Source organism: Streptomyces sp. WELS2 (genome assembly GCF_013870595.1).
Lineage (GTDB): Bacteria > Actinomycetota > Actinomycetes > Streptomycetales > Streptomycetaceae > Streptomyces.
Genome location: NZ_JACBWZ010001119.1, coordinates 1 through 1,711 on the forward strand (window position 1 = coordinate 1; position 1,711 = coordinate 1,711).

The 1,711-nt window shown below is 71.7% G+C and carries 2 protein-coding genes and 1 pseudogene; all 3 read left to right on the top strand.

The window, feature by feature from the left end; genetic code table 11:
* Nucleotides 1–475 (top strand): signal peptidase II (gene lspA / locus H5J33_RS34205; RefSeq protein WP_181798551.1); only part of this gene is annotated, 475 nt, incomplete at its 5' end.
* 73 nt (nucleotides 476–548) lie between these two features.
* A complete protein-coding gene (locus H5J33_RS34210) occupies nucleotides 549–1,493 on the top strand; it encodes an RluA family pseudouridine synthase (RefSeq protein ID WP_181798552.1) in 945 nt (314 codons plus the stop codon).
* Nucleotides 1,490–1,711: pseudogene (locus H5J33_RS34215) on the top strand (GNAT family N-acetyltransferase); the annotation flags it as partial. The gene H5J33_RS34210 and the pseudogene H5J33_RS34215, both read left to right, overlap by 4 nt.

Consider the following 1,711-nt stretch of genomic DNA (forward strand, 5'->3'; position numbering starts at 1 on the left):
GATCGCCGTGCTGTTCTCGGTGGCCGCCTTCGCGTACGCCCTCGATCTCATCAGCAAGATGCTCGTCGTCGCCCGGCTGGAGGGCCGCGCGCCGATCCGGGTCGTCGGGGACCTGCTGGAACTGCACGTCATCCGCAACCCCGGCGCCGCCTTCAGCTTCGGCGCGGCCTTCACGGTGATCTTCTCGCTGATCGCCGCGATCGTGATCGTGGTGATCATCCGGCTGGCCCGCAAGCTGTACAGCTTCCCCTGGGCGATCGCGCTCGGCCTGCTGCTCGGCGGCGCGCTCGGCAACCTCACCGACCGGATCTTCCGGGCGCCGGGCGTCTTCGAGGGCGCGGTGGTGGACTTCATCGCGCCCAAGGGGTTCGCGGTGTTCAACCTCGCCGACTCGGCGATCGTGTGCGGCGGCATCCTGATCGTGGTGCTGTCCTTCTACGGCCTGGACCCGGACGGCACGGTCCACAAGGACTGAGGCGGGAGCCGGAACCGGGGCGTTGTCCACAGGCTCGTTCGGTGGCTCGCGGCCCGTCCGGCATACTCGACGGGTGAGCACGATTCCCGAGATCCGTACCCTGCCCGTGCCCGACGGCCTGGAGGGCGAGCGCGTCGACGCCGCCATCTCCCGCATGTTCGGCTTCTCCCGCACGAAGGCGGCGGAGCTGGCCGCGGCCGGCAAGGTCCAGGTCGACGGCGCGGTGGTCGGCAAGTCCGAGCGGGTGCGCGGCGGCGCCTGGATGGAGGTCGAGATGCCGCAGGCGCCCGCGCCGGTCCAGGTGGTCGCGGAGCCGGTCGAGGGCATGGAGATCGTGCACGACGACGACGACGTGGTGGTGATCGTCAAGCCGGTCGGCGTGGCCGCGCACCCGTCGCCGGGCTGGTCCGGCCCGACCGTCATCGGTGGTCTCGCCGCCGCCGGGTACCGGATCTCCACCTCCGGCGCCGCCGAGCGCCAGGGCATCGTGCACCGCCTGGACGTGGGCACCTCGGGCCTGATGGTGGTCGCCAAGTCCGAGTACGCGTACACGTCGCTCAAGCGCCAGTTCAAGGAGCGCACGGTCGACAAGCGCTACCACACGCTGGTCCAGGGCCACCCGGACCCGACGAGCGGCACCATCGACGCCCCCATCGGCCGTCACCCGAACCACGACTACAAGTGGGCGGTCACCGCCGAAGGCAAGCCGTCGGTGACCCACTACGACCTCATCGAGGCCTTCCGCGCCGCCTCCCTGCTGGACGTGAAGCTGGAGACGGGACGCACCCACCAGATCCGCGTCCACATGTCCGCCCACCGCCACCCGTGCGTCGGCGACCTCACCTACGGCGCCGACCCGACGCTCGCCAAGCGGCTGCGCCTGACCCGCCAGTGGCTGCACGCCGTCCGCCTCGGCTTCGAGCACCCCGGTGACGGCCGCTGGGTCGAGTTCGAGAGCGACTACCCAGAAGACCTCCGGAAGGCCCTGGACCAGGTCCGGGAGGAGACGTGGGCGTGAGCCCGCGCTGCACCGTCCGGGTCGCCGAGGACCCCGCCGACCGCGAGGCCTGCTTCGCGGTCCGCAAGGAGGTCTTCGTGGTCGAACAGGGCGTCGCGGAGGACATCGAGTACGACGCCCACGACGCCGTGGCCGTGCACGTGCTGGCGGTCGGCGAGGACGGCCGGCCGCTGGGCACCGGGCGGCTGCTGTACGGCGAGGCGGCGGCGGACCGGACC